The following is a 25,706-nucleotide window of genomic DNA, read 5'->3' as shown; positions in this document are numbered from 1 at the left end:
ATTCTTCCATTCATTCATTTAAATCAAGATCATTGAAATGCTTTTCAAAATCCCCTATCATAAATAAAGATATGGGGTTTTTTCTATAAGATCGTACCATGGGCAGGAGTGACGCATAATGGAGCATAGGGAAGTCATTATTGTTGGGGGAGGCCCGTGCGGCCTGGCCGCTTCAATTGCATTGCATAAAAAGGGCATTGATGCGCTTATCATTGAAAAGGGTAATATTGTGAATACCATTTATCATTACCCGACACATCAAACGTTTTTTTCATCCAGTGAAAAACTCGCAATCGGCGAAGTGCCTTTTATAATTGAGGATCATAAACCAAAAAGAAACCAGGCTCTCGTATATTACAGAGAAGTAGTGAAGCAAATGGATCTTCCGGTTAACCGTTTTGAAGAAGTAAAGTCGATTGAAAAAACGGACGGGAAATTCCTCGTAACTACTGCAAAGCAGTCCTACACGGCTGAACATATTGTGATTGCAACCGGTTATTATGATCACCCGAATGAGCTTAAGGTGCCTGGAGCAAAACTGTCTAAAGTTCACCACTATTTTAAAGAGGCGCATCCTTACTTCGATATGGACGTAGCTATTATCGGGGGAAAAAATTCGGCTGTTGATGCTGCCATCGAACTTGAAAAAGCGGGAGCGAGAGTTTCGGTATTTTATAGAGGGAGTGACTACTCTCCCAGCATAAAACCGTGGATATTGCCGCAGTTCGAAGGGTTGATCAAAAATCAATCTGTGGACATGCATTTTGATGCATCGGTCACCAGGATCAATGAAAAATCGATTGAATACTCGAAAAATGGAGAACTGTTCTCTGTTAAGAATGACTTTGTTTTTGCAATGATCGGATATCACCCGGATCATGCCTTTTTGAAAAACATAGGCGTACGGATAGATGAATGCTCCGGCAGGCCCATTTATCACCCGGAAACGATGGAAACAAACGTCGAGGGCATTTATATTGCCGGTGTAATTGCTGCTGGAAATAATGCAAATGAAATTTTTATTGAAAATGGCCGTTTTCATGGAGAACAAATAGCGGATGCGGTCACCGCAAAGAAATAATATTAAGAGGCCGGGGTTAAAACTAAAAATTGTTTTAAAAAAACGAGGCAGTATTTATAAATAATAAGAGGTGAACGCAGCAGAAGGCGGCGGCCCAATCAGGATTTGACGGCAAGCTGAGACATTATAGGGCGACGCCCTAAAAAGCTCGGTGCTGTCCCTGCAGAAAGTATCCACATGAAGCGCAGCGAACCGGTCAAAGAGCTTGAGACATTTTGTCCCAAGCTCTTCTTTATTTAAACATATTGGAGATAAACTGATGATCACTGGAATGTGCTAATCCAATCATTAATTTAATTCGTGCTTTTTGACCGTTTAAACCATTTGAAAAAATGACGCCCATTTCCTTTAAGTGTCTGCCGCCGCCTTCATATCCGTATACATCCTGAGCAATGCCGTTAAAACATCTGGAAACGAGCACGATAGGGATGTTTTTCTTGATCAAACTCTGGATTCCTTCTACCGTGCCAGGTGGTAAATTCCCTTGTCCCAGTGCTTCTATTACTACCCCGTCAAATCCCAAATCCGACAAACTTGTAAACAGCCGTGAATCCATTCCTGCATATGCTTTAATGATGACTACTTTTTTTGATGGCTCCTGTAAAGAATATTTAAGATCAAGTTTTGGAGTGTGGTGAAAAACGACACCTCCTTTTGTTACGATCCCTATAGGACCATATTGAGGACTTTGAAAGGTGGATACGTTGCTGGCATGTGTTTTCGTTACATTTACAGCCGTATGGATTTCATCATTTAACACGACCAGGACACCTTTTCCGTATGCCTCATCACAACAGGCTGTACGGATAGAACTGATCAAATTGTAAAGGCCGTCGGATCCGATTTCATTTGAAGATCTCATTGCACCTGTTAAAACTACAGGGATGGAAAGACGCAATGTCAAATCGAGGAAATAAGCAGTTTCTTCAAGTGTATCTGTGCCATGTGTGATAACCACTCCCTCAATCCCTGAATCAAGGTAGTATTTTTCAATAAGCTTCTTGATCTGAAGCATGTGCTCCGGTGTGATATGTGGAGAAGGAAGTGTAAAAGGCGACTCCACAATCAGATTTGCGTAGTCACTAACTTGTGCAGATTGTTCTGCTATTGGATTTTCTTTCCCTGGTATAACAGCTCCCGTCTGATCCTGCGCCATAGAAATGGTTCCGCCTGTGTGTATGAGTAAAATAAGTTTTTTTGCCATTTCCTGTCCCTCCAAGCCCTTTTCACTATGTAAAACACGTCTTCTACATGATACGATGAGTAAAACAGATTGAAAAGAGGCACTTTTATGTTTGCCATTATCTCAGCCGCGATTGCACCCGGTCTGGCTCTTTTAAGTTACTTTTATTTAAAAGACCAATATGACACAGAGCCTATACGAACTGTGTTCCGGGCCTTTATTTTGGGTATATCTATCACATTTCCGATTATGTTTGTTCAGTATGTTATTGAAACTGAGCAGATTTTTTCGTCGGCTTTGCTCAAATCCGTTATATCTTATGGTTTATTAGAAGAATTTTTTAAATGGTTTATTTTATATTTTTTTATTTTTCATCTTATTGAATTTGATGAGCCATATGATGGCATCGTCTACGGAGCAGCAGTTTCTTTAGGCTTTGCAACGCTTGAAAATGTCCTTTTTCTTGCTGTAAATGGACTTGAAACAGCGTTTGGCAGAGCGCTGCTCCCTGTATCGAGTCATGCATTATTTGGTGTAGTTATGGGGTTTTATATTGGTAAAGCTAAATTTTCTTCACCCCCTGCAAGGAAAAAAATATTGTGTTTATCAATCGTCATTCCAGTAGCCTTACATAGTTTTTATGATTTTATTTTATTAAGTTTCCACAACTGGATCTATTTCATTATCCCTTTCATGCTTTTTTTATGGTGGCTGGGTCTTTGGAAAGTAAAAAAAGCACACATCTTAACTCATCTTCACCATAAACAGTTTAAAATATAAAGCTGGCTCTTTTGATAAAAAAGGAGCCGGCTTTTTGTTTTATGTATAGCAGACAAATGAATCGCTAAAACTAACTTCGATCAATTACTCTTTTAGAACGGAGGCAGTGTATGAGAAGGTGTGGATTGTTAATCGTGTGTTTGTTATTTTTTCAGGGTATTTTCCAAAGTGCTGAGAGCAGCGCGTTCAGCGGGCAAACGATACAGCGGGGGGCTTTTGGAGATGATGTCATTGAACTTCAGGCAAGACTTCAATATATAGGCTACTATGAAGGGCAGATTGATGGTGATTTCGGCTGGGGCACTTATTGGGCCTTGAGAAACTTTCAGCAGGACTATGGGCTGGATATTGACGGGCTTGCAGGAGAAACCACTCGAACGAAACTTGTAAATAACACAGACTACGATGAAAACTTTGTTCGTTCAAATATTGAAAAAGGAAATCGCTTTACATACTACGGCGGTGTTCCTCTTGATCAGCAGGTGAAAAAGGAAGAATCAGCACCAAAAAAAGCTCCAAAATATCCATCCGGATACTCTGAAAATGATATTCAGCTCATGGCAAATGCTGTATACGGAGAAGCCAGAGGTGAGCCTTATATAGGCCAGGTGGCGGTAGCAGCTGTTATCTTAAACCGGATTGAAGACGAGGAATTTCCGAATACGGTATCCGGGGTAATTTTTGAACCACTCGCATTCACGGCAGTAGCAGATGGACAAATATGGCTTGAACCGAATGAGCAGGCTAAAGAAGCTGTTATAGATGCCATTAATGGATGGGATCCATCTGAGAATGCGCTCTATTATTTTAATCCTGATACAGCTACAAGCGGCTGGATCTGGACAAGACCGCAAATAAAAAAAATAGGTGAGCATATTTTCTGCCTATAACATGGGGAGTGAGTTCCAATGATGAAAAAAACATTACTCTTTTCACTGATCTTCATCGGTATCTTCTCTGCTGTCACATGGGGAGCGTATCAAAAGCAGGAGAAAGACGTGTTAAGAAGCCATATGGAAAATGAGTACCAGAGAGCATTTCATGAGATAAATTATCAGATGGATTTGCTGCATGACCAGATTGGTTCTGCACTGGCAATGAACGCGGGAAAGAATTTGACACCTGCGCTTACAGAAGTATGGAGATTAACCTCTTTAATACATGCAGATATCGGCCAGCTTCCACTAGGATTGCTTCCTTTTAATGAAATGGAGGGTTTCCTTACGAGCATCGGAAATTTCAGTTATCAAACGGCTGTCAGAGATCTGAATTCTTCTCCTATGACCGATGAAGAATATGAAAAACTTGAAACATTATACAGCCAGTCTGAACAACTGCAAAATGAGTTGAGAGGAATACAGGAAAAAGTACTTGCGGATAACCTGGAATGGCTGGAGCTCGAGAGCCTGCTTGCTTCAGGAGACGAAATAAAAAATAATTCAGTGATTGATGGGTTCAAAAAAGTGGATAAGTCAGTAAAGGGTTACGCGATTGAAACGTTTGTGATGACAGAGCAGGAAACTGCAGAGATCAGAAAAAAACAACTGACACATATTAAAGGTGAGGACCTGACAGAAGAAGAAGCTGTTAAAAAAGTAAAAGATTTCACTTCAGTCAAAAAAGATCAGGATATGCAAGTCTCAAAAAGTTTAGATGGGGCTGACTATCCATTTTACTCTGTATCCTGGGAAACGGAGAACGGAAATCAGTCGAATATGGACGTGACAGTTAAAGGCGGATATCCTTTATACTATCTGAATAATCGCAAGGTAGGAAAAGAAACCTTAAGTTTATATGATGCAGGAGAAAAAGCAGCAAAATTTTTAAAAGAACAAGGGTTTGAGGACGTAGTTCTCGAAAACAGCCGTCAGGATAATGGGATAGCCATGCTGACTTTCATCCGCCTGATTGAGCCGGAACAAGTGTATGTAATCTCAGATTCCATTCACATTAAAGTGGCTTTGGATAATGGGGACATTATCGGATTTTTAGGTATGGATTATCTTCAAAATGGGGAGGAACGTGATGTTGTAGAACCAAGCATCTCTGAAGAAGAAGCAATCGAACTCCTCCATTCAAAGTTCACTGTACAGGAATCAAGGCTTGCGATTATCAGAAACGAAATGGGTGAGGAAGTCCTCTGCAGAGAATTTATCGGAACTCTTGGAGAAGACACATATCGAATTTTTATTAATGGAGAAACGGGCCAGGAAGAAAAAGTCGAAAAACTGTAAATTCATTATTCAACAAAATAAAATATTGGAACTGCTTTCAAATCGTGGCATAATAGAAATCAGAAATGAAAGAATACGATTGGAAGTGCTTAGGGATGCTGACTATTGGAATGCCATTGACGCTTGAGCCTTTAAACAACCGGAACAACGACGAATATAGAAGCAAGGTTGTTGAAATGTCTGACACATTTATATATATCGATTATCCTGTGAATGCAGTTACTGATAAAACAACTTTTCTGGTTAACGGCACTCGTCTGAAAGTCACTTTTACTTTTGACAACCGTGATACGTTTACCTTTGAGACCGAGGTAAAAGGGAGAGTAAAAGGAGAAATTCCGATGATCTCATTGGTTTTTCCGGAAGCTGAGGCTGTTTTTAAAATTCAGCGCAGGCAATACGTTCGTGTTGAAGCAGCTGTCGACCTGGCAGTAAAAAAGAATGATCAGTATTATCATTTTATCAGCGTGGATTTAAGTGCAGGCGGGCTTTCATTTATTCTCCGGCAAAGAGCGGTTTTTGAGAAAGATGAAGAGATGGATCTTTTTCTTGTGCTGCCGATGAAGAGTGGAGAAAATCAATATGTAAAAGTAAGAGGTAAATTTATCAGGACGAAGGACAGACATGGAGCTCAGATTGCTTCTGTTAATTTTATTGATGCAACTGCCATGCAGCAGCAGCAGATTATGCGCTATACATTCGAGCGTCAGCTTTCAATGAAACAAAAGGATCATGTGATGTGAATTTCCTCTAAAGTTAAACAGTGAGGGGTTGGGAAAAACTCCTTTGTGTAAAAATCAGGTGAAACTTATCAATAGTATGAAGAGAGCGAGAGGCGGCATCGCCTATCAGGAGAAATGGATACCGTAGCCTTTGCGGGTCAATGCCCTGGGAGACTCAGGCAGCGTACCTGCGGCAAGCATCATCCCAAAAGCGCAGCGAAACGGTCAAAGAGCGTGAGACACCTTGTCTCAGGCTCTTTTTCAGTATTATAAATTAAATTAAATAGCTGATCATTGCTGGTACAAGAATAAGGTAGAATAAGGTCAAAACTCATTTTCGACACGAATTATGGTACAATATTTTTGAATAAGGAAATGAAGGAGAATGTTTGGTGAAAGAGAAAAGAAACAACATTAGGATTGCGCTCGACGGTCCTGCGGCAGCAGGGAAAAGCACCATCGCTAAAAGGTTGGCAGAAAAACTCGGCTTTATTTATATAGATACCGGTGCGATGTACAGAACGCTGACTTACAAAGCAATTCAGCAGAACATAGATGTGGAGAATGAGGAGGAATTAACTAAACTGCTATTGAATACACATATAGAACTCATTCCCGGCGAAACTGGACAAAGAGTGTTTCTTGATGGACAGGAAGTTACGGAAAAAATCCGCTCAAACGAAGTTACCAGCCAAGTATCAATGACAGCAAAGCATAAATCTGTTCGCGCAGAAATGGTTAGAAGGCAGCAAAAGCTTGTTGAAGACGGCGGAATCGTAATGGATGGCAGAGATATCGGAACACATGTTATTCCCGACGCAGAAGTAAAAGTTTTTATGGTTGCATCAGTTGAGGAACGTGCCCGCAGGAGGTTTGAGGATCATAAAAATCATGGGATCAAATCAAGTCTGGAAGGGTTGCAAAAAGAAATAGCAGAACGGGATCATCTGGATTCAACCAGAGCAGAATCGCCGTTGCGAAAAGCACAAGATGCAGTTGAACTCGATACTACTTCCATGAAAATTGACGAGGTAGTGGAAACAATTATGCATCTGGTTAATACACGCGGAGGTTTAGTATGAATTTATATCATTTTGCAAGATCATTGGTGAAAACGGTTTTAACACCCATTTACCGTTTTAAAGTAATTGGAAGAGAAAATTTCCCCAAAGAAGGTGGGGTGCTGTTGTGTGCCAACCACATCAAGCTTCTTGATCCTCCTGTTGTGGGTGTTACGGCACCAAGACCTGTTTCTTTTATGGCAAAGGAAGAATTGTTTCGAATGCCCGTATTAAAAAGGCTCCTGCCCAATTTAAGAGCGTTCCCGGTGAAGCGCGGTATGAGTGATCGGGAGGCATTACGAAAAGGTTTATCAATTTTAAAAGAAAATAATGTTATAGGACTGTTCCCAGAGGGTACACGTAGTATAGACGGGGAATTAAAAAAAGGACTCGCAGGCGCAGGATTTTTTGCTCTACGCTCCCAGGCGGCAGTGGTGCCATGTGCAATTATCGGCCCCTATAAGAGGTTTCGAAGATTAAAAGTCGTCTATGGCAAGCCGGTTCCGATGGAAGATTTAAGAAGTCGAAGAGCTTCAGCAGAAGAAGCAACTGAAGTAATTATGAGCCATATTCAGCAGCTCATAAATGATCATCGCTAAAAGTTCCCGCTTGACAAACTGATCAGTTTATTAGAAGTTAGTAGTATATTCTGAATTTTAATTATAATGTGATAACATTCACATTAAATACTATTTCAGTAGTCATGGATTAAGGAGGAGTACATATGGCAGAAGACATGAATCATATCGAAGTAAACTCTCTCGAGGTGGGAGACCGTGTGACCGGTACCGTAACGAAAGTGGAGGAAAAACAGGTTCTTGTTGATGTCAAGGACAGTAAAGTGGATGGGATTATCCCGATCAGTGAACTGTCGAGCCTCCATGTGGAAAAGGCTTCCGATGTAGTGAAAGAAGGAGACGACCTTGATCTGGTCGTCACTAAAGTAGAAGATGAACTGCTTGTTCTTTCGAAAAGAAAGGTAGAAGCCGAAAAAGCCTGGGATGAAATGAAGCGCCGCTATGAGGCTGAAGAAGTTTTTGATGCAGAAGTCAAAGATGTTGTCAAAGGCGGGCTTGTGGTTGACCTTGGCGTAAGAGGGTTTGTTCCCGCGTCTTTAGTTGAAGATTTTTATGTTGAGGATTTTGAGGATTACAGAGGCAGAAGCCTGGCATTTAAAATTGTTGAACTCGATGAAGAAAAAAATAGACTGATCCTTTCTCACCGTGCAGTCGTGGAGGGTGAAAAAGCCGAAAAGAAAAAAGCTTTGCTTGAAAATATTAAGTCAGGTGATGTTTTAGACGGCACGGTTCAGCGGATCACTGATTTTGGAGCATTCGTTGATATTGGCGGAGTAGATGGACTGGTTCATATTTCCCAGCTTTCCCATCAGCACGTAGAAAAGCCTTCTGATGTAGTGGAGGAAGGCCAGGAGGTTCAGGTGAAAGTTCTTTCTGTAGACCGTGACAATGAGAGAATTTCACTGTCAATTAAAGAAACGCTGCCAGGACCCTGGTCGGATATAGAAGAAAAAGCTCCAAAAGGTTCAACACTTGAAGGCAGAGTACGCCGGCTCGTATCGTACGGTGCCTTTGTAGAGGTTTTTCCAGGAGTGGAGGGCCTTGTCCATATTTCACAAATATCTCATCAGCATATCGGGACCCCGCATGAAGTTCTAGATGAAGGTCAGGATGTTAAAGTGAAAGTCCTGGATGTTAATGTGAGCGATCAGCGTCTTTCTCTTTCCATTAAAGAACTAGAAGAAAATAAAAATGAATATAAGAAAGAACAATCTTTTGATCTGCCGGAGGAATCTAAAGGATTTCAGCTCGGTGAAATGATCGGGGATAAATTAAAAAATTTAAAAAATAATTCATAATAAAGGTGAGAGTTTTGAGCAGAGCAGATAGAAAAATAGACCATATTAATTATGCGCTGTCTACAGCTGTTTTTAAGGGATCAGGCTTTGAAGATGTTAAATTTGTGCATCAAAGTCTTCCCGATAGTGCTGTAGATGATATCTCACTTCAAACCAAGATGGGCGAGCTTACTTTGAGTTCGCCTTTTTTTATTAATGCCATGACTGGTGGTGGCGGAGAGCAGACGAAAACCCTGAATGAACGTTTTGCTATTGCTGCGCGGGAGACTGGATTAATGCTGTCAGTTGGTTCTCAAATGGCAGCAGTTAAAGAGCCTGGTGAGAGAGATACGTATACGATCACAAGAAAAGTTAATCCCAACGGAATGATTGCAGGAAATCTTGGAAGCGAGGCGACACTTGAACAGGCCAAGTACGCAGTGGATATGATTGAAGCCAATGCTCTGCAAATCCATTTAAACGTTGTACAGGAGCTAGCAATGCCTGAAGGGGACAGATCTTTCACAGGAGCATTAAAGCGCATTGAAGCGATTGTGAGTGGGATTAATGTGCCGGTGATTGTGAAGGAAACGGGATTTGGCATGAGCAAAGAAACAGCCCGCAAATTAAAAGAAGCGGGTGTTTCTGTAATTGATGTAGGCGGTTATGGGGGCACAAACTTTTCAAAAATTGAAAATCACCGCCAAAACCGACAGTTGACGTTTTTTAACGATTGGGGCATCCCGACAGTTCCATCCATAGTGGAAGCAGGAGAAACATTTTCATCTGTCATTGCTTCAGGCGGAATAAGTCAGAGCATTGATGTTATTAAATCTTTAAGCCTCGGAGCTAGTGCTGCAGGTATGGCAGGAACATTTTTAAAGATTTTGACTGAGAATGGAACTGAAGGATTAATTGAAGAAATTAATGCCATGAAAATGGAGCAGAAAATTCTTATGACAGCACTGGGTGCAAAAAACGTGGAAGATTTACGAAAGCTGCCTCTTATAATAAGCGGTCAGTCCTATCATTGGCTTCACTTGCGGGAACTGCAGCCTGAAAGATTTGCCAGGAGATAGTATAATATAAACTTGGTGCAAAAAAGGTTAAAATGAGGCAGAATATATCATTTGTATGAAGTGGACGGAAAGGAAAGCGGCAGCTCCTGCAAGTTAGGGCTTGACCCTCTGCAGGGGGGATCCTGTAATGGCTCAATCCCGCTTCTGTACAAAACGTCTGCGTGAAGCACAGTGAACCGGTCATCGAGCCTGAGACAACCTTGTCCCAGGCTCTTTTTAAATGGCTTTCAATCTAATCAGGCAGGCATTCATGAAATCGGATTGTCTTTATGTTGATTTATTGGTACAATTATGCGAGTCATTTTAGAAAAGGCAGAACCAACTTGCTGTCTTTTTACGGTAGTGTTATGTGGAAACGAACGGTTTGATATACTATAGATAAGTTGGATATAAGAAAGGGTGAACGTCATGGCAAAGCCAGTCGTTGCAATAGTAGGTCGTCCGAATGTTGGGAAGTCCACTATTTTTAACAGGATTGTAGGAGAAAGAATTTCTATTGTAGAAGATATCCCCGGGATTACAAGGGATCGAATTTATAGCTCGGCAGAATGGTTGACGCATGATTTTAATATTATTGACACAGGCGGAATTGAAATTGGAGATGAACCATTTCTTGAACAAATCCGTCAACAGGCGGAAATTGCGATCGATGAAGCTGATGTAATTATATTTATGACAAATGGGCGAGAAGGAGTTACGTCGGCTGATGAGCAGGTGGCAAAAATTCTGTACCGTTCAAGCAAACCCGTTGTTCTAGCGGTAAATAAAGTGGATAACCCTGATATGAAAGGTCAGATTTATGACTTTTATTCCCTTGGCTTTGGGGAGCCATATCCTATATCCGGTTCTCATGGTCTGGGATTGGGCGACATGCTTGATGCTGTGGCTGCCAGCTTTAATCCTCAGGAAGAAACACAATATGGCGAGGAAGTTATTAAGTTCTCCCTTATTGGAAGACCAAATGTTGGTAAATCTTCACTTGTGAATTCCTTACTGGGTGAAGACCGAGTCATTGTATCCAACATAGCAGGAACGACAAGAGATGCAATTGATTCCCCTTATAAATACGATGGACAGGAATATGTCATTATTGACACAGCCGGTATGCGGAAAAAGGGTAAGGTATATGAAACAACTGAAAAATACAGCGTACTGAGAGCTCTTAGAGCAATAGAGCGTTCAGATGTTGTACTGGTGGTCCTCGATGCTGAAGAAGGCATTATTGAGCAGGATAAAAAAATTGCAGGCTATGCACATGATGCGGGACGTGCTGTCATTATTGTAGTAAACAAATGGGATGCAATAGAAAAAGATGAAAAAACAATGGATCGATTTGAAAAAAAGATACGGGATCATTTTCAATTTTTAGATTACGCACCGGTTGTTTTTCTTTCTGCTATAACTAAAAAACGGATCCATACACTTCTTCCAGTCATAAACATGGCAAGTGAAAATCATGCGATGCGTGTGCAGTCAAGTGTATTAAATGAAGTCGTGATGGATGCCGTTGCAATGAACCCGACACCAACGGACCATGGTAAACGTCTGAAAATCTTCTATGCGACTCAGGTAGCAGTAAAACCGCCTACATTTGTGGTCTTTGTAAATGAGCCTGAATTGATGCATTTTTCTTATGAACGATTCTTGGAAAACCGTATTCGGGAAGCCTTTGGGTTTGAAGGAACACCAATCCGTTTAATCGCCAGAGCGAGAAAGTAACGTTGCTTTTAAATAAGGGAGGAGCCCAATTATGGTGAAATCAAGGCGAGTTGCAGTACTAGGTGCGGGAAGCTGGGGAACAGCTTTAGCCCTTGTTCTGGGAGACAATGCTCATGAAGTAAGGCTGTGGACGCATAATCCGTCTCAGTCAGATTTGATCAACCAGACAAGAAAGAATGACCGGTATCTTCCGGATACGATTCTTCCAGATGCCATTACCGCTTATTCAGATCTGTCTGCGGCCATTAAGGGAACAGACTGTATTATTTTTGCTGTACCAACCAAAGCGATTCGAGAAGTTGCTCATAAAGTAGAAGAAGTGAATCAGGGTCCTAAGACAATCGTTCACGTTAGTAAAGGAATTGAACCGGATACACACCTGCGCATCTCTCAGATCCTCGATGAACTGTTATCTTCTGAAACCATGAAAGATCTCGTGGTTTTATCAGGACCGAGTCATGCTGAAGAAGTGGTGAAAAGACACCCGACAACCGTGACTTCTTCTTCACATAATTTAGATGCTGCTCAGTATGTTCAGGATTTATTTATGAATCAGCACTTTAGAGTGTATACAAATTCAGACGTCGTCGGTGTTGAAATTGGAGGAGCGCTTAAGAATATTATCGCGCTGGCAGCAGGGATAACAGATGGACTTGGATATGGAGATAATGCAAAGGCAGCTCTGATAACTAGAGGGCTTGCGGAAATAGCAAGATTAGGAACTACTCTTGGGGCCAATCCGTTAACTTTCTCAGGACTCACGGGGATTGGGGATTTAATTGTTACGTGTACAAGTGTTCACTCGAGAAACTGGCGGGCAGGAAATATGCTCGGAAGAGGCAAAAAACTTGATGAAGTGCTGGATGAAATGGGGATGGTTGTAGAAGGCGTCCGAACGACTAAAGCAGCCTACCAATTGGCGCATAAGCATGAAGTTTCAATGCCGATTACCCAGGCATTGCATCGCGTGTTATTTAATAATGTAGAGCCTAAAGAAGCAGTGGATCAGCTCATGTCCAGAATGAAAACGCATGAAATGGAAGACTTAGTTGATATATTGGGCGAACAGCAGGAAACTGAGGGGAAATGACTCTCAGTTTTTCTTTTGAAGATTATGAACGTTTTAAGAAAAATTGCCCTTCTCAGGCAGTTTACTGTTTTATCTATGCTATAATTCTGATCAAATGACTGTTTTATAGCTGTGTAGCACAGCTGAAGGAGTGAAATGAATGTCTGCCTTGACTAAAATGTGGATTTCTTTTGGATCCATGGGCTTTATGTTTTTTTCAATTATCACCATCTATTTCAGCCGGTATAAACTATCCAATAAGTTTTTAAAATTTTTTACGGCTCTTATTGCATATGTTCTGATGATTCTGGCTGGATTGATTATGATTTTTGTTGTTTTCAGCGGTCCTACTTTATAGAGCCATTAAGAAGGAGAGTGCTTCATGAAAAAGGGTGTACTAACAGCATCCATTTTTCTTGTCTTTTTGCTTCAGGGATGTATGTATCCTTCTCAGCAAAAGTCTGAGAATGAAATTCCATATGAAGATCAGATTCAGAATGTGCAAGAAGCTGTGGATAGGTTTCAAGAAGATTCTGGCGGATTGCTGCCTATAAAAACATTGGAAGAAGATACACCGATTTATCAAAAGTATTTAATTGATTTTTCCAAGATCAAACCAAGATATATGGATCAGCTGCCGGGCAATGCATATGAAAATGGAGGTGTCTTTCAATATCTTCTTTTAGATGTGGAGGAAGATCCTACTGTTCATATTTTTGATTTGCGTATTGCTGAAGAAATCAGATCCCTTCAAATCAAAATTCAAGCCAATCGCGGAATCCCATTTGAAGCTTCGCTTGGCGGGAAATATTATTCCATAAATTTTGAAAAACTCGGATACAAAGAGGATCCTATGGTTCTAAGTCCATTTACCAATAAGGAGCTTCCCATCATTGCGGATGGAGACGGAACGATCTATGTGGATTATCTGACCGATCTTTATCAGGTTGTTCAGGAAAACGAGCTTCAGCTTGATACAATGGAATTTGCCGATGTGAGAGAAATTCTTCATGAAGAATCCTCATTTGTGCCGGCCTATTCTCCTGAATATGAGGTTAACGAAGAAAACGAAATAACGTATTCCTCTTCTTAAAAAAAGAGCTGATTTTCATTCGAATGAAAAATCCGAATGAAAATCAGCTCTTTTTTGTTCTTAAATATGCATGTCCTAAATACACTAATTATGCGAAGAACGTTCGAAAAGAGGGGGCGCTTTAATGGAGAAACAAAATGTGTTCGAACATATAGCTGAACGTACTGGCGGAGATATCTATATAGGTGTAGTTGGAGCTGTGCGTACTGGTAAATCTACATTTATAAAGAAAATGATGGAATTGGCTGTAATCCCTCATATGACAAATGAGGCGGAAAGAAACAGGGCTCAGGATGAATTGCCTCAAAGTGCAGCAGGCAGAACCATTATGACAACTGAACCAAAGTTTGTTCCAAACCAGGCAGTGCGCATACAGGTTGTCGACGGTCTTGAAGTAAATATCAGGCTCGTCGATTGTGTAGGCTATACGATTCCGGGTGCGAAGGGCCATGAGGATGAGTACGGCCCTCGCATGGTACACACACCCTGGTATGAGGAACCTATTCCTTTTCACGAAGCAGCTGAGGTTGGAACCAGAAAGGTTATACAGGACCATTCAACCATTGGGGTGCTGATGACAACGGATGGCACTATAGGTGAAATCCCAAGAGAAAGCTATGTGGAAGCAGAGGAGAGAATTGTTGCTGAATTAAAAGAAGTAGGAAAACCTTTTATCATGGTACTGAACAGCGCTCGGCCGCACCAGTCAGAAACGGACCATCTGCGCAAAGAGCTTCAGGTAAAATATGATATACCTGTTATCGCACTCAGTGTGGAAAGTATGAGAGAATCTGATGTATTGATGATCTTAAGAGAAGCATTATATGAATTCCCTGTGCTTGAGGTGAATGTGAATCTGCCAAGCTGGGTCATGGTTCTGGATGAAAGGCACTGGCTTCGTGAACATTTTCAGGAAGCTGTGACAGAGGTCATACATGATATTAAACGTTTAAGGGATGTAGACCGGGTTGTCAGGCAGTTTGAGGAATTTGAACATGTTCAGGAGGCGAATTTAGCCGGAATGAATATGGGGCAGGGAGTTGCCAGTATAGATCTTCGTGCTGCAGATCATTTATTTGAAGACATACTGCATGAAATGATCGGTGAAAAGGTTTCAACAAAAGATCATTTTTTAGAATTAATTCAGGATTATTCACATGCTAAAAAAGAATATGATCAATTTGCCGATGCGCTAAAAATGGTAAGGCAGACCGGGTACGGCATCGCTGCACCTGTACTTTCAGATATGAGCCTTGATGAGCCGGAAATCATTCGTCAGGGAGCCAGATTTGGGGTAAGGCTGAAAGCAGTTGCTCCTTCTATCCACATGATTAAAGTAGATGTGGAATCTGAGTTCTCTCCGATAATTGGTACCGAAAAACAAAGTGAGGAGCTTGTACACTATTTAATGCAGGATTTTGAAGATGATCCTCTGTCCATTTGGAGCTCGGATATATTCGGCAGAAGCTTAAGCTCTATTGTTCGGGAAGGTATTCAGTCTAAGCTTGCGATCATGCCGGAAAATGCGCGTTACAAGCTGAAAGAAACGCTTGAAAGAGTCATAAACGAAGGCTCTGGCGGTATGATTGCAATAATTCTATAGCCAGATTTAACCTGTGTTTGTATTATTGGAGACTTTACTTAACCTATAATAAAGTGTATCAGTTTGCTAAATTTGATTTATAATCATCCTAAACCTGAAGACAGCCCCTAAAAAGGCTGTCTTTGCGCGTTTTTACACAGAATTCCTCCCGCCATGAAGAGATTCCCATTAAATATTCATTTATTCTTGCTTATGTTTTTTTTATATGATAATCTTTTAACAGAATTGATCTTAAAACATTGATTCTATGGGCTTTACCGGGATTCTTTTATAGAATTACGTATGTATTAGTTGAAAAATGTTAATAAATGCAATAAAACTTGCCCATGTACGATTTCCATTGGGAGGAGGTGATTGGTGTGAACAAGACAGAACTTATCAACGCAGTAGCAGAATCAGCTGAACTTTCTAAGAAAGATGCAACAAAAGCTGTAGATGCTGTATTCGATTCAGTTCAAGACGCTCTTTCAAAGGGAGACAAAGTACAATTAATCGGCTTTGGTAACTTTGAAGTACGTGAGCGTGCTGCTCGTAAAGGACGCAACCCTCAAACTGGTCAAGAAATCGAGATTGCAGCAAGTAAAGTTCCTGCATTCAAACCAGGTAAAGCGCTTAAGGATGCTGTAAAATAAGTACATACCTTTCGCGTAAGATGAAGCCGCACATTATGTGCGGCTTTTTTAGTAGAAAGAGAAAATTGAGAAACTATATGCATTCGGAATAAGGTGAGCGCGCGATAAAGCGCGGCTCCTGCAGAAACAAGTTCAGAGCCAAAAGGGCCCTCCTGCTGAAAGCCCCTAATTCAAAGCGAAGTGCACCGTATAAAGACGTTTAAAGTATGGGACGCAGTTTTGCTCCAGGAAAATTTAGCAGAAAGGCATAAACAAGATTCTTTCTGCTGAGGGGATTTCATTTGATGGCTGCACTACAGGTTAAACGCCGGTCTGAAGAGAATGGGAAATTAAGAGCTTCACTTTGCGCATTTTATCCCGGTTATGCTAATATGAAGAGTGTTCAGCATCATGTGCATCATAAGTAGGAGGATCTGAAGATGGATCAAAATAACAAAGATTATTCAGTTATGACAGTTAAGGAAAACAAAAATAGAGTGAATCGGCCTCAAATAGAAGCAGCGATTCGAATGCTTCTTGAAGCGGTTGGTGAAGACCCAAATAGAGAAGGCTTGATTGATACACCTAAAAGAGTAGCAAAAATGTATGAAGAATTATTTGAAGGTCTCCATAAAGATCCAAGAGAGTACTTTAAAACTGTTTTTAATGAAGATCATGAAGAACTCGTTTTTGTTAAGGATATCCCATTTTATTCAATGTGTGAGCATCATCTCATTCCTTTTTTCGGAAAGGCACACGTTGCTTATCTTCCCAAAGAAGGAAGAGTAACAGGTTTAAGTAAATTAGCCCGTGCAGTTGAAACGACCGCGCGTAAACCACAGCTACAGGAGCGCATAACCTCAACAGTAGCTGACTCAATCATGGAAATGCTCTCTCCGCACGGAGCAATGGTGATTGTAGAGGCAGAGCATATGTGCATGACCATGCGTGGAGTTAAAAAGCCGGGAGCTATGACCATTACTACAGCTGCCAGAGGCGTTTTTGAAGACGATGCAATCAGACGCAACGAGGTACTGGCTCTCATGAAAAATACTTAATCCTGTTTAAAGGATAAGGAGAGATTAACTATGTCATCTGAAAAAGATTTTATAACAATAAAAGCACTCGAGGATGGTGTGAATGTCATTGGCCTGACAAGAGGTACTGATACGAAGTTTCATCATTCAGAAAAACTTGATCAAGGAGAAGTAATGATCGCCCAATTTACGGAACATACTTCTGCCGTCAAAATCAGGGGCAAAGCTTCTATCCTGACCTCACATGGTGAAGTGCTCAGTGAGACAAAAAAATAACTGCGAATCTTTTATGAGAAATCAGGTCGGCACAGAGAACATTCTCTGGCTGACTTTTCCTGTTATTAAGGAGAAAATGCTCCTTTATTTTAATTGTTCAAGCAGCTTGGGCATTAGCACCCGTGAGAATGGTTGTGATATAATAAAAATATCGCCTAAATCGTTCTTGTTTAGAAAAAAATATAGAACAAATGCTTACATACATATCTTGAATCTAAATAATTGAAAGCAGTACAAGCAGGCAGAATGGAAGCGGGGAGAAAGAGATGAACACACAAATAAACAGCCGCTGGATGGAAGAAACCCTTCAGTATATCAATAAACAACTTCATCATTCGTACCTCCATAATGCTATAGGAGCTCCCGAGATAGACGAAAAAAGACTGTCGCTGCTCCTTCTACCTTTCCAACTAACGGGTTCGTACTCTGAGCTGGATAAATCCTATGTGTCTACTGCCATGCTGATTCAAACGGCGCTTGACACTCATGAAAAAGTTTCGATCAATGAGTCCGATTCATTAAAACAGCGCCAGCTTACCGTACTTGCCGGCGACTTTTACAGCGGATTGTATTATCGTATTCTGGCTCAGATTCCCGATATCCCTCTTATCAGAAGGATTGCTCATGCCATTCAGGAAATCAATGAGCATAAAATTGATATTACATCTAAAAAAATTAATAAAATTGAAGATATTCTAATCAGCTTAACGAAAATAGAAAGTGCCATTATTACTCAGGTTTTTGCGCACAGAGGATTTGAAAAATACATTACCCTTGCTGAAGACTTGCTTGTATTAAACAGGCTCACACGGGAAAAAGATCAATTCTTATCTGGTGAGCATTCTATTTTGTTTCATCAGTTAGCTAAATTTTCATCCACTGTTCCTCCTGTGTATCCAAAAAAAGACTTCGATACGCACGATCACCTTTTAACTCAGAAGAAAAACCTGATCGCTTCAAAAATAAATGAGCTGGGTATCCCTTTCGATTCACTAAAGGGAAGTGTGTTTATCCCTTTTTTTGAATCGGCAGTGCAGTCAAAAATTTACGTAGAGGAAGGGTATTAATGCAGCCTTCGAAAGAACAGAGAGTTCACAATGTTTTTGAAAAAATACATGGTCAATACGATAAAATGAATTCTGTCATCTCCTTTCAGCAGCATGTGAAATGGCGGAATTATACAATGAAAAAAATGAATGTCCAAAAGGGCTCAACAGCATTGGATGTATGCTGTGGAACCGCTGACTGGACCATTTCATTAGCTGAAGAAACGGGAATTGAAGGCAAAGTTACGGGTCTGGATTTCAGTAAAAATATGCTTAAGGTTGGTCACGAAAAGGTACAGCCTTATCCGCAAATTACTTTAGTGCATGGAAACGCAATGGAACTTCCATACGAAGATCATTCATTTGATTACGTAACGATCGGGTTTGGACTTAGAAATGTACCCGATTATCTTCAGGTGCTCAAAGAAATGAACCGTGTACTGAAGCCAGGTGGAATGGCTGTGTGCTTAGAAACCTCACAGCCGACAATGCCGGTTTTTAAACAGGGATACTATTTGTACTTCAGATTCATTATGCCGCTGTTTGGAAAAATTTTCGCTAAAAGCTTTCAGGAATACTCATGGCTTCAGGAATCCGCCAAAGATTTCCCGGGAATGCAGGAGCTTGCTCAATTGTTCCAGGAAGCAGGCTTTGGATCGATCGAATACAAAGGGTTTAGTGGTGGAGCGGCAGCCATGCATATAGGATACAAAAAAGCATAAGCCGTGAAAAAAAGACAGCTAGGGTGAAATTGTATGAAACTCAAAATGCTGTATTCGTTCTTGAAGACGGATATTGATGAAATAGAAAAAGAATTAAATTTAGCGATTGAATCCGATACAGCCCTGCTAAAGGATGCATCCCTGCATCTTCTTCAGGCTGGAGGAAAGCGGATCCGGCCTGTATTTGTCCTGCTGTCAGCTAAAACGGGTGAATATGATATACACGTAATTAAAAATGTGGCAGTAGCACTTGAACTTATACATATGGCGTCATTAGTTCATGACGATGTCATTGATGACGCTGAACTAAGAAGAGGAAGAACCACCATTAAAGCTCAGTGGGATAATCAGGTAGCCATGTACACGGGTGATTATATGTTTGCCCGGGCATTGGATTACATGACCATTATAGAAGAGCCTGTTGCCCATCGGATCCTCTCCCATGCAATTGTAGAGCTTTGCATTGGAGAAATTGCCCAAATAGAAGATAAATATCGATTTGATCAGAATTTACGCGACTACTTAAGAAGAATCAAAAGAAAAACAGCTTTATTAATTGCAGTCAGCTGTCAATTAGGAGCAGTTGCAGGAAAGGTGCCTGAAGAAGTTCATACCCGTCTGTATCGCTTTGGGTACTATGTGGGGATGGCGTATCAGATAACAGATGATATTCTAGATTTCACCTCATCAGAAGAAGAATTGGGTAAACCGGCTGGCGGCGACTTAATGCAGGGAAACATCACCCTGCCGGTCCTGTATGCACTTGACAACAAACAAGTGGCTCCAAAGATTATGAGCGTGCAGGAAAACACTCAGAAAGAAGAAATGACTCATTTAATTGATGAGATTCTGTCTACAGATGCGATTCAAAAATCTGCTCATCTCAGTCAGCTCTACCTTAAAAAGGCACTGAAAGAATTAGATGCACTGCCTCCGTCCAAAGCAAAAAAATCATTAAGGGATATTGCTCTGTTTATAGGAAAAAGAAAGTATTAAATTGGAATGAAAACGTTGCCAAAAAAGATGTGTAATGGTACTCTTTTAGAGGGTCACTTATGACTCACCATACATAATTGGGGGAATGGAACGTGGAGAAAACGTTTTTAATGGTTAAGCCGGACGGAGTACAAAGAGGGTTAATCGGAGAAATTGTAAATCGCTTTGAAAAAAAGGGGTTTAAACTATCAGCAGCAAAGCTAATGGTTATTTCTGAAGATCTTGCCAAAGAGCATTACGGAGAGCATTCAGAGCGTCCGTTTTTTGGAGAGCTTGTGGATTTTATTACTTCCGGACCTGTTTTTGCAATGATTTGGGAAGGCGAAGAGGTTGTTAAAACTGCTCGGCATATGATGGGCTCCACTAAGCCAAGTGAGGCTGCACCAGGTACCATTCGAGGAGATTTGGGCTTGACTGTAGGTAAAAATATCATTCACGGTTCTGATTCCCTTGAGAGTGCAGAACGGGAAATTGATTTATTTTTTGGGACCTCTACGGAAGTTTCCTATGAAAAACCAATCGAACAATGGATTTACTAAAAGCGCCTGTCAGGGTGCTTTTTTATTTTAGCTAATTCAGCTGGCAGTCATGAAGACAAATCCCATTTTTATAAAAGGATTGCCATAGTGCCGGTGTGTTTCTATAATTTAATTATGAGCTGCAGTAAATAAAGATGGGAGTTTACATATGTCAAAAGATTATTATGACTTTATTGAGGCAGTAGATAGAAAAACGGGTATAAATTTATCTCTCTATAAAGAAGCGCAAATGAAAAGAAGACTCACTTCTCTTTATGAAAAAAAAGGCTATACATCGTTTACGGAATTTTACAGCTCGCTCCACCAAAATGAAAACCTGCTCAAAGAATTTTTAGACAGAATAACCATTAATGTTTCTGAGTTTTATCGAAATGTAAAGAGATGGGAAGTACTGGAGCAAAAAATACTGCCGGATTTACTAAAAGAAAAACATAAGATTAAAATATGGAGTGCCGCCTGCTCAACAGGTGAAGAACCATATTCACTGGCCATGATGATGCTGAACCTTCTTCCAGCCTCCTCATTTACCATCATCGCTACTGATCTCGATGCGTCCGCAATTGAAAAGGCCCAGATTGGGCTTTATTCAGAACGATCACTAGCGGAAATTCCCAAGAATATGAAACGCAGGCATTTTATCCATCAGGGTGCTTATTACAAAATTTCTGATGATATTAAAAGCTGTGTAACGTTTAAACAGCAGAATTTACTCAAAGACCGGTTTGAATCTCAATTTGACTTAATTGTCTGCAGAAATGTTATGATCTATTTTACAGAGGATGCGAAAGATTTGCTGTATCATAAATTTAGCGGGGCGCTTGGAAAAAATGGCATATTATTTGTAGGCAGTACAGAGCAGATCTTCAACGCTTCCAAATATGGTTTAGTTTCAGCGGATACGTTTTTTTACAGGAAAACAATTTAACTAAAAGATCTTGAAACCTAAAACCGAAGGTAGTAAGACAGACGCTGCGTCATCCACAGCACTTTATATTCCGGACAGGCAGAACTTACGGCCTGTCTTTCAATTTATAGATTCTTGATTTTCTGCTGCTTATTCAGCCTTTGAAGGGGAGTATAGGGATGAATGGCCAGTTAAATGCAGAAATTCAAAAGATCCTGTTATTGACTACATATAGCTTAAAAAGTATGATATAGTGTATCAAAATTGCTTTAGCGAGTTGAAGGGAGAAAGTGAAATGAGATATTTAACCGCAGGAGAATCACATGGACCCCAATTAACAACAATTATTGAAGGGCTGCCGGCAGGCTTGCTGCTGGCTTCAGAAGATATAAATAAACATCTGGCAAGAAGGCAAAAGGGCTATGGACGCGGAAGGAGAATGCAGATTGAGACAGATCAGGCACAAATCCAAAGCGGTGTGCGGCATGGCAGGACACTGGGTTCTCCCATAGCACTAGTAGTAGAAAACAAAGACTGGAAACATTGGACAAAAATTATGGGCGCAGAATCATTGACTGAGCATGAAGAGGATGAAGTAAAAAGGAAAGTAACCCGACCGCGTCCAGGGCATGCCGATTTAAATGGCGGCATGAAATATGGCCACAGAGATATGCGAAATGTTTTGGAACGCTCCTCTGCAAGGGAAACCACAGTCAGGGTAGCAGCAGGCGCCGTTGCACAGAAGCTTCTTGAGGAACTGGACATCAAACTTTCATGTCATGTAAAGGAAATTGGCGGCATCTCCGCAAATACGGAAAATGTTCATTCAGTTGAAGAAATTCGTCAGCGCGCAGAAAGCAGTGAAGTCCGCTGTGTGGATCCCGATGCTTCAGAAAAAATGAAAGAAGCTATTGATCAGGCAAAGAAGAAGGGCGATACTATCGGTGGTGTTGTTGAAGTCGTGATAGAGGGAATGCCTGCCGGAGTAGGAAGCTATGTCCACTATGATCGAAAGCTTGATGCTAAAATAGCAGCTGCCATTATGAGCATTAACGCTTTTAAAGGAGTTGAATTTGGCATGGGATTTAAAATGGCAAAGCATTTTGGAAGCCAGGTTCATGATGAAATTGCGTGGTCTGAGGAAAATGGGTACACAAGAAAAACAAACAATCTCGGAGGTTTTGAAGGCGGAATGACAACAGGCATGCCAATTGTTGTTAGAGGCGTTATGAAGCCCATTCCGACGTTATATAAACCACTTGAAAGTGTGGACATAGAAACGAAGGAGCCCTTTACAGCGAGCATTGAACGATCAGATAGCTGTGCGGTCCCTGCAGCGGCGGTTGTTGCTGAAGCGGTTGTTGCGTGGGAAGTCGCATCAGCTTTAGTTGAACAGTTTGAAAGTGACCGTATGGATCACTTTAGTAAATCAGTCAGTCAGTACCGTGACTACACAAAGGGATTTTAAATGGAAACGTTAACGGTTAAAACGGATCATTCTTCCTATCCTGTTTTTTTGGGCAATGGTGCAATTAAGAAGCTAAGCGGCTATGTGTCTCAATTAAAGCCAGCCGTAACGTCAGTCCTGCTGATCGCAGATGAAGTTGTGTATACCCTGCATCAGAACTATATTACAGAACAATTGCCACCTCACGTTAAAGTATCAACGTTTATTACTCCCCCGGGAGAAAAGGCAAAATCGTTTGAAGTTTATCAGAATGCGATTGGCTTCGCTCTTCAAGAGGGACTGGATAGACATTCACTTATAATAGCCTGTGGAGGAGGAGCTACAGGAGATGTAGCGGGATTTACAGCGGCTACTTATATGCGGGGGATTCGCTTTATCCAGCTTCCTACCACTATCCTGGCTCACGATAGTGCCGTAGGGGGAAAGGTGGCCATAAACCATCCTTTAGGAAAGAATATGGCAGGCAGCTTTCACCAGCCAGCAGCTGTTATTTATGACAGTCACTTTTTGGAATCTCTGCCGGTCAGGGAAGTCAGATCAGGGTTTGCGGAAGTGATTAAGCATGCCATGATTGCTGACCCGCGCTGGCTTCAGGAATTAATGACTGAATTAAACACTCTGGATAATTTGGACCATCATCTGCTGATTGATTCGTTAAAAAAAGGAATTGAAATCAAATCATCGATCGTCGAAAAAGATGAAAAAGAGCTGGGAATCAGAGCATTTTTAAATTTCGGTCATACATATGGTCATGCATTAGAAGCTTGGGCCGGTTATGGGAAGTGGAGCCACGGGGAATCTATTATGGTGGGAATGATCTATTCCTTATATTTAAGCAGAAAATACAAAAATCTTGCCTTTGATATCCCTGAATTTATTCAATGGATTAAAAAATTAGGCTATGCAGCGGCACCCCCTGAAGAAGCTGAATTTGATTCCCTGCTTCAACTTATGTTAAAAGATAAAAAAACAATTGACAGTGAAATTCGATTTGTTTTACTTGAGGATATAGGAAAGCCGGTGTTGCAGAAAATAGAAATCCGTGAATTGGCAGAAGCGGATCGACTGATTCGAAGCACTAAAGGAGAGATAGAATGATTAGAGGAATACGAGGAGCAACAACGATAACAGCAGACCAGGAAGGATACGTTCTTGCTGCATCCCAAAAGCTGTTAGAAGAAATGATAGAGAAAAATAAGGTGGATCCGGAAACTGTGGCATCTGTCTTCATCTCTGTTACTCCGGATATTTCATCAGCTTTTCCGGCTAAAGCGATTCGGCAGTTTGAAAACTGGCGTCATGTTCCTGTTATGTGCATGCAGGAGATCCCTGTTAAAGATGCTTTACCTTTTTGTGTAAGAGTGATGATGCATGTAAACACAGCAAAACCGCAAAAGGAGATCCACCATATCTACCAGGAAAATGCCGTTAAATTAAGACCGGATCTGACAATGAATAATGGATCGTAAACAATAGCTCATTCATTATAAACCTACTATATAAATAGATTGGATGATGTACATGAATATTAAAGCGCAGATCACAAATTTAGTTCCTTACAAACCAGGAAAACCATCAGATGAGGTAAAAAAAGAATTCGGACTAAGTGAAATTGTAAAACTTGCTTCCAATGAAAATCCCTTTGGCTGTTCACCAAAGGTAAATGAATGGTTTAAGGAAAATGGAGTAAATCATGCTATTTACCCGGATGGCTACGCAACTAATTTACGTGATTCTCTTGCTAACAAATATTCCCTTTCTCCCGAACAATTCATTTTGGGGAATGGATCAGATGAAATTATTCAAATCATTTCCCGTGCGATGCTCGAGACCGGAAAAAATACCATTATGCCTGCACCGAGTTTTCCGCAGTATAAACACAACGCCATTATTGAAGGTGCTGAAGCCATCGAAATTCCACTAATAAACGGTGCGCATGATCTTCAAAAAATGGCAGAGGCAATTAACGAACAAACAGCCATTGTCTGGGTATGCAGCCCTAACAATCCCACCGGAAAATATATAAATAAACAGGAGTTAATTTCGTTTTTGGATCTTGTTCCAAAGCATGTACTAATTGTGCTTGATGAAGCCTATCATGAATATGCAGTCGCGGATGATTATTATGATGCCGTTTCACTGCTCGAGTCTTATCCGAATCTTTTAGTAACCAGAACGTTTTCCAAAGCATATGGGCTTGCAGGATTCAGGGTAGGATACGGAATGGCTTCTCCTGCCATCATCCGGGCAATTGAACCTGTACGAGAACCTTTTAACACAAATGTATTAGGACAGACCGCTGCTCAAATCGCTTTAGAAGATGAATCGTTTTTGAAAAACTGCCGGGAACAGAACCGTTTAGGTTTAGAGCAGTACTATCAATTTTGTGAAGAAGCGGGACTATCCTATTTTCCGTCGCAGGGCAATTTTATTTTAATTGATTTTAAACGTGATGGAGATCTTCTTTTTCAAGAGCTGATGAAAAAAGGCTACATAGTCCGCAGCGGCCAGGCTTTAGGATACCCGACAGCTCTAAGAATCACCATTGGTTCAAAGGAGCAAAACGAAAAAATTATAAGCGTCCTGAAAGAAATTCTTAAAAGCTGATCTACATGCCATATGAACAAA

General features: G+C 40.9%; 27 protein-coding genes. 26 read left to right on the top strand and 1 reads right to left on the bottom strand.

Translation table 11 applies throughout. The annotated features are described in order from the left end of the window. Positions 1 to 118: 118 nt before the first annotated feature. On the top strand, positions 119 to 1,081 hold the full coding sequence (locus P6709_RS02840; protein WP_278239367.1) for a YpdA family putative bacillithiol disulfide reductase: 963 nt from the start codon (positions 119 to 121) through the stop codon (positions 1,079 to 1,081). Positions 1,082 to 1,313: 232 nt separating this feature from the next. On the opposite strand, the gene P6709_RS02835 is transcribed toward P6709_RS02840, so the two are convergent. Next, complete coding sequence (locus tag P6709_RS02835) at positions 1,314 to 2,285, bottom strand: asparaginase (protein WP_278239366.1); 972 nt, start codon at positions 2,283 to 2,285, stop codon at positions 1,314 to 1,316. Between the two features lie 87 nt (positions 2,286 to 2,372). Here P6709_RS02835 and prsW point away from each other — a divergent pair, with 87 nt between their 5' ends. The 25 genes from prsW to hisC all read left to right on the top strand — a co-directional run bounded on the left by prsW (position 2,373) and on the right by hisC (position 25,685). Next, the gene (gene prsW / locus P6709_RS02830; protein ID WP_278239365.1) at positions 2,373 to 3,044 is read left to right on the top strand and encodes a glutamic-type intramembrane protease PrsW; all 672 of its coding nucleotides are present in this window, start codon (positions 2,373 to 2,375) and stop codon (positions 3,042 to 3,044) included. 110 nt (positions 3,045 to 3,154) lie between these two features. Continuing rightward, the gene (gene sleB, locus P6709_RS02825; RefSeq protein ID WP_278239364.1) at positions 3,155 to 3,934 is read left to right on the top strand and encodes a spore cortex-lytic enzyme; all 780 of its coding nucleotides are present in this window, start codon (positions 3,155 to 3,157) and stop codon (positions 3,932 to 3,934) included. A gap of 18 nt (positions 3,935 to 3,952) precedes the next feature. Further along, the gene (gene ypeB / locus P6709_RS02820) at positions 3,953 to 5,278 is read left to right on the top strand and encodes a germination protein YpeB (protein WP_278239363.1); all 1,326 of its coding nucleotides are present in this window, start codon (positions 3,953 to 3,955) and stop codon (positions 5,276 to 5,278) included. A 95-nt stretch (positions 5,279 to 5,373) separates the two neighbouring features. Next, positions 5,374 to 6,021 carry a flagellar brake protein gene (locus P6709_RS02815; protein WP_278239362.1) on the top strand — a complete coding sequence of 216 codons (648 nt, stop codon included), beginning with the start codon at positions 5,374 to 5,376 and terminating at the stop codon, positions 6,019 to 6,021. A gap of 371 nt (positions 6,022 to 6,392) precedes the next feature. Then, on the top strand, positions 6,393 to 7,082 hold the full coding sequence (gene cmk, locus P6709_RS02810; protein WP_278239361.1) for a (d)CMP kinase: 690 nt from the start codon (positions 6,393 to 6,395) through the stop codon (positions 7,080 to 7,082). Continuing rightward, complete coding sequence (locus tag P6709_RS02805) at positions 7,079 to 7,660, top strand: lysophospholipid acyltransferase family protein (protein WP_278239360.1); 582 nt, start codon at positions 7,079 to 7,081, stop codon at positions 7,658 to 7,660. The genes cmk and P6709_RS02805 overlap by 4 nt, the downstream gene beginning before the upstream one ends. 125 nt (positions 7,661 to 7,785) lie before the next feature. Continuing rightward, positions 7,786 to 8,937 carry a 30S ribosomal protein S1 gene (gene rpsA, locus P6709_RS02800; RefSeq protein WP_278239359.1) on the top strand — a complete coding sequence of 384 codons (1,152 nt, stop codon included), beginning with the start codon at positions 7,786 to 7,788 and terminating at the stop codon, positions 8,935 to 8,937. A 14-nt stretch (positions 8,938 to 8,951) separates the two neighbouring features. After that, entirely contained in the window at positions 8,952 to 9,995 is a 1,044-nt protein-coding gene (gene fni / locus P6709_RS02795; protein WP_278239358.1) for a type 2 isopentenyl-diphosphate Delta-isomerase, read from the top strand. Positions 9,996 to 10,403: 408 nt separating this feature from the next. After that, positions 10,404 to 11,714, top strand: coding sequence for a ribosome biogenesis GTPase Der (der, locus tag P6709_RS02790; protein WP_278239357.1), 1,311 nt, complete (start codon positions 10,404 to 10,406; stop codon positions 11,712 to 11,714). Positions 11,715 to 11,745: 31 nt separating this feature from the next. Continuing rightward, positions 11,746 to 12,804: an NAD(P)H-dependent glycerol-3-phosphate dehydrogenase gene (locus P6709_RS02785; protein ID WP_278239356.1), complete on the top strand. Its 1,059-nt coding sequence runs from the start codon at positions 11,746 to 11,748 to the stop codon at positions 12,802 to 12,804. A gap of 139 nt (positions 12,805 to 12,943) precedes the next feature. Beyond that, on the top strand, positions 12,944 to 13,141 hold the full coding sequence (locus P6709_RS02780; RefSeq protein WP_278239355.1) for a DUF2768 domain-containing protein: 198 nt from the start codon (positions 12,944 to 12,946) through the stop codon (positions 13,139 to 13,141). 24 nt (positions 13,142 to 13,165) lie between these two features. After that, complete coding sequence (locus tag P6709_RS02775; protein WP_278239354.1) at positions 13,166 to 13,876, top strand: hypothetical protein; 711 nt, start codon at positions 13,166 to 13,168, stop codon at positions 13,874 to 13,876. A gap of 124 nt (positions 13,877 to 14,000) precedes the next feature. Further along, positions 14,001 to 15,479, top strand: a complete 1,479-nt coding sequence (gene spoIVA, locus P6709_RS02770) for a stage IV sporulation protein A (protein WP_278239353.1) — start codon at positions 14,001 to 14,003, stop codon at positions 15,477 to 15,479. A gap of 359 nt (positions 15,480 to 15,838) precedes the next feature. Then, the gene (locus P6709_RS02765) at positions 15,839 to 16,111 is read left to right on the top strand and encodes an HU family DNA-binding protein (RefSeq protein WP_278239352.1); all 273 of its coding nucleotides are present in this window, start codon (positions 15,839 to 15,841) and stop codon (positions 16,109 to 16,111) included. 419 nt (positions 16,112 to 16,530) lie between these two features. Then, positions 16,531 to 17,148, top strand: a complete 618-nt coding sequence (gene folE / locus P6709_RS02760; RefSeq protein WP_442905286.1) for a GTP cyclohydrolase I FolE — start codon at positions 16,531 to 16,533, stop codon at positions 17,146 to 17,148. 30 nt (positions 17,149 to 17,178) lie between these two features. Next, complete coding sequence (gene mtrB / locus P6709_RS02755; protein ID WP_278239351.1) at positions 17,179 to 17,403, top strand: trp RNA-binding attenuation protein MtrB; 225 nt, start codon at positions 17,179 to 17,181, stop codon at positions 17,401 to 17,403. A gap of 266 nt (positions 17,404 to 17,669) precedes the next feature. Beyond that, positions 17,670 to 18,470 carry a heptaprenyl diphosphate synthase component 1 gene (locus tag P6709_RS02750; RefSeq protein WP_278239350.1) on the top strand — a complete coding sequence of 267 codons (801 nt, stop codon included), beginning with the start codon at positions 17,670 to 17,672 and terminating at the stop codon, positions 18,468 to 18,470. Continuing rightward, a complete protein-coding gene (locus P6709_RS02745; protein ID WP_278239349.1) occupies positions 18,470 to 19,171 on the top strand; it encodes a demethylmenaquinone methyltransferase in 702 nt (233 codons plus the stop codon). Before P6709_RS02750 ends, P6709_RS02745 begins: the two co-directional genes overlap by 1 nt. A 33-nt stretch (positions 19,172 to 19,204) precedes the next feature. Continuing rightward, a complete protein-coding gene (gene hepT, locus P6709_RS02740; protein WP_278239348.1) occupies positions 19,205 to 20,167 on the top strand; it encodes a heptaprenyl diphosphate synthase component II in 963 nt (320 codons plus the stop codon). Between the two features lie 92 nt (positions 20,168 to 20,259). After that, positions 20,260 to 20,706: a nucleoside-diphosphate kinase gene (gene ndk / locus P6709_RS02735; RefSeq protein ID WP_278239347.1), complete on the top strand. Its 447-nt coding sequence runs from the start codon at positions 20,260 to 20,262 to the stop codon at positions 20,704 to 20,706. A 148-nt stretch (positions 20,707 to 20,854) separates the two neighbouring features. Then, positions 20,855 to 21,631, top strand: a complete 777-nt coding sequence (locus P6709_RS02730) for a CheR family methyltransferase (RefSeq protein WP_278239346.1) — start codon at positions 20,855 to 20,857, stop codon at positions 21,629 to 21,631. 274 nt (positions 21,632 to 21,905) lie between these two features. Beyond that, complete coding sequence (aroC, locus tag P6709_RS02725; protein ID WP_278239345.1) at positions 21,906 to 23,078, top strand: chorismate synthase; 1,173 nt, start codon at positions 21,906 to 21,908, stop codon at positions 23,076 to 23,078. Beyond that, positions 23,079 to 24,176: a 3-dehydroquinate synthase gene (gene aroB / locus P6709_RS02720; protein ID WP_278239344.1), complete on the top strand. Its 1,098-nt coding sequence runs from the start codon at positions 23,079 to 23,081 to the stop codon at positions 24,174 to 24,176. Next, on the top strand, positions 24,173 to 24,547 hold the full coding sequence (gene aroH, locus P6709_RS02715; RefSeq protein ID WP_278239343.1) for a chorismate mutase: 375 nt from the start codon (positions 24,173 to 24,175) through the stop codon (positions 24,545 to 24,547). Before aroB ends, aroH begins: the two co-directional genes overlap by 4 nt. Positions 24,548 to 24,599: 52 nt before the next feature. Next, positions 24,600 to 25,685, top strand: coding sequence for a histidinol-phosphate transaminase (gene hisC / locus P6709_RS02710; protein ID WP_278239342.1), 1,086 nt, complete (start codon positions 24,600 to 24,602; stop codon positions 25,683 to 25,685). The last annotated feature ends 21 nt before the right edge of the window (positions 25,686 to 25,706 follow it).

It is taken from the genome of Jeotgalibacillus sp. ET6 (assembly GCF_029667115.1).
Lineage (GTDB): Bacteria > Bacillota > Bacilli > Bacillales > Jeotgalibacillaceae > Jeotgalibacillus.
Note: the sequence above shows the minus strand (reverse complement) of the source record. Positions and strands in the feature narration are given on the sequence as shown.

What these genes read in the sequence shown, in the direction of transcription:
- P6709_RS02840 (WP_278239367.1), top strand. Translation starts at nt 119, where the DNA reads ATGGAGCATAGGGAAGTCATTATTGTTGGGGGAGGCCCGTGCGGCCTG.
- P6709_RS02835 (WP_278239366.1), bottom strand. Translation starts at nt 2,285, where the DNA reads ATGGCAAAAAAACTTATTTTACTCATACACACAGGCGGAACCATTTCT.
- prsW (WP_278239365.1), top strand. Translation starts at nt 2,373, where the DNA reads ATGTTTGCCATTATCTCAGCCGCGATTGCACCCGGTCTGGCTCTTTTA.
- sleB (WP_278239364.1), top strand. Translation starts at nt 3,155, where the DNA reads ATGAGAAGGTGTGGATTGTTAATCGTGTGTTTGTTATTTTTTCAGGGT.
- ypeB (WP_278239363.1), top strand. Translation starts at nt 3,953, where the DNA reads ATGATGAAAAAAACATTACTCTTTTCACTGATCTTCATCGGTATCTTC.
- P6709_RS02815 (WP_278239362.1), top strand. Translation starts at nt 5,374, where the DNA reads ATGCTGACTATTGGAATGCCATTGACGCTTGAGCCTTTAAACAACCGG.
- P6709_RS02805 (WP_278239360.1), top strand. Translation starts at nt 7,079, where the DNA reads ATGAATTTATATCATTTTGCAAGATCATTGGTGAAAACGGTTTTAACA.
- rpsA (WP_278239359.1), top strand. Translation starts at nt 7,786, where the DNA reads ATGGCAGAAGACATGAATCATATCGAAGTAAACTCTCTCGAGGTGGGA.
- der (WP_278239357.1), top strand. Translation starts at nt 10,404, where the DNA reads ATGGCAAAGCCAGTCGTTGCAATAGTAGGTCGTCCGAATGTTGGGAAG.
- P6709_RS02785 (WP_278239356.1), top strand. Translation starts at nt 11,746, where the DNA reads ATGGTGAAATCAAGGCGAGTTGCAGTACTAGGTGCGGGAAGCTGGGGA.
- P6709_RS02780 (WP_278239355.1), top strand. Translation starts at nt 12,944, where the DNA reads ATGTCTGCCTTGACTAAAATGTGGATTTCTTTTGGATCCATGGGCTTT.
- P6709_RS02775 (WP_278239354.1), top strand. Translation starts at nt 13,166, where the DNA reads ATGAAAAAGGGTGTACTAACAGCATCCATTTTTCTTGTCTTTTTGCTT.
- spoIVA (WP_278239353.1), top strand. Translation starts at nt 14,001, where the DNA reads ATGGAGAAACAAAATGTGTTCGAACATATAGCTGAACGTACTGGCGGA.
- folE (WP_442905286.1), top strand. Translation starts at nt 16,531, where the DNA reads ATGGATCAAAATAACAAAGATTATTCAGTTATGACAGTTAAGGAAAAC.
- mtrB (WP_278239351.1), top strand. Translation starts at nt 17,179, where the DNA reads ATGTCATCTGAAAAAGATTTTATAACAATAAAAGCACTCGAGGATGGT.
- P6709_RS02750 (WP_278239350.1), top strand. Translation starts at nt 17,670, where the DNA reads ATGAACACACAAATAAACAGCCGCTGGATGGAAGAAACCCTTCAGTAT.
- P6709_RS02745 (WP_278239349.1), top strand. Translation starts at nt 18,470, where the DNA reads ATGCAGCCTTCGAAAGAACAGAGAGTTCACAATGTTTTTGAAAAAATA.
- hepT (WP_278239348.1), top strand. Translation starts at nt 19,205, where the DNA reads ATGAAACTCAAAATGCTGTATTCGTTCTTGAAGACGGATATTGATGAA.
- P6709_RS02730 (WP_278239346.1), top strand. Translation starts at nt 20,855, where the DNA reads ATGTCAAAAGATTATTATGACTTTATTGAGGCAGTAGATAGAAAAACG.
- aroC (WP_278239345.1), top strand. Translation starts at nt 21,906, where the DNA reads ATGAGATATTTAACCGCAGGAGAATCACATGGACCCCAATTAACAACA.
- aroB (WP_278239344.1), top strand. Translation starts at nt 23,079, where the DNA reads ATGGAAACGTTAACGGTTAAAACGGATCATTCTTCCTATCCTGTTTTT.
- aroH (WP_278239343.1), top strand. Translation starts at nt 24,173, where the DNA reads ATGATTAGAGGAATACGAGGAGCAACAACGATAACAGCAGACCAGGAA.
- hisC (WP_278239342.1), top strand. Translation starts at nt 24,600, where the DNA reads ATGAATATTAAAGCGCAGATCACAAATTTAGTTCCTTACAAACCAGGA.